1 protein-coding gene is annotated in these 1,233 nt (G+C 57.1%); it reads right to left on the bottom strand.

Annotated elements, in window-relative coordinates:
• Window positions 1-85 precede the first annotated feature (85 nt).
• Window positions 86-1,015 (bottom strand): IS110 family transposase, encoded by a 930-nt coding sequence (locus GHO41_RS29245; RefSeq protein ID WP_153435342.1) that lies wholly within the window; start codon window positions 1,013-1,015, stop codon window positions 86-88.
• Window positions 1,016-1,233: the final 218 nt, after the last annotated feature.

Raw genomic sequence — 1,233 nt, 5'->3', positions numbered from 1 at the left:
CTGTAGGAGCCAACTGTCTTTCGCTTTGCCCGACAAACGCACATATCAGGGTGGCAGGCGCTAAGTTTGCCTTCCGGATACAACTTCAAATTGGTTGGTCACGCCATGGTTCTCCATCACGTACCATGGCATTGAGCCTCACCAGCAGAACGCGCATGCAGGCCACCAGTGCTACTTTTGCTGGCTTGCCGCTCGCTCGCAGACGAGCGCACCGCGCTTTGAAATCTGGATTCACGCGAGTCATTACCAGGGCGCACATATAGGCCGCTCGACGTAGTTTCGCCCGGCCGCCGTATATATGGCGCTTCCCGATCTTCGTCCCGCTGTCGTTGTTGTAGGGCGCCACGCCCGCCAGGGCAGCTACTTGCGAACGGTTCAGGTCGCCCAGTTCTGGCAAATAGCAGAACAGACTGGCAATTGTGACGCTACCAACACCCTTGATCTCGCTCAGGCGTTTGAGAAGGTCTGCATCGACACGGCGACTCTGCTCAGCGATCTGCTTATCGCATGCCTTGATCAAGACGCGTAATGTCGATTCGAGCGTGGTGTAGTGCTCTAACACAACAGGCAGCGTGGCCTGCTTCATACGGCGACGGTTGTCATCGCGCTGCTGGACCAAGCTGTCACGCTGATTGACCAACTCGGTCAGTTCCTCGCGAGCAACGTCAGGCACAACGAAATGCTTGTCCTCCAAAGCAGAGGCAAACAGGGCCAGCATTCGTGCGTCGATAGGATCAGTCTTGGCCCGCTTGCCCATGGCTAGGGCGAATTGACGCGCCCGTACGGGATTGATCCGTTGCACTTTCAAACCGGCCTTGGCCAGCAGCCTGACCGACAGCCTTTCGTAACCGCCAGTGGCTTCGACCAACACACGTTCGACCGCATGGTCTTTGAGATACAGAGTGATAGCTTCGAGCCCGGCAGCGTCATTGGTCACGCAAAGCTCGGAGACCTCGGGATACAGCGCCACTTGTAAGGTGGCTTTGGATACATCGATTCCGGCGTAGGCAGACATGAGTAAAGCCTCTAGTCTTGGAGATGAGAGGTCGCTCTGGCCTGGCTCACGCTTGTTGTTCGAGGTCGGACTCAGTCAACTGTTCGAGCTTGAGCCAGAGCGAGAAGAGTGGACGGCAGCTCGGCTCCTACCCGTGCTCATGGCACCGCGAGCTAGCAGCTTGCCGTCCACCCCTCTCACCTAACACCTTAACTCCAACGAAGACACAAGCGAGCTTG

The organism is Pseudomonas sp. FSL R10-0399 (assembly GCF_009600165.1).
GTDB lineage: Bacteria > Pseudomonadota > Gammaproteobacteria > Pseudomonadales > Pseudomonadaceae > Aquipseudomonas > Aquipseudomonas helleri.
The sequence above is the reverse complement of the archived record's forward strand: the minus strand, read 5'-3'. Positions and strand labels throughout refer to the sequence as shown.

Excerpts from the sequence above, each read along its gene's own strand:
- GHO41_RS29245 (WP_153435342.1), bottom strand. The coding sequence starts at position 1,015 with ATGTCTGCCTACGCCGGAATCGATGTATCCAAAGCCACCTTACAAGTG.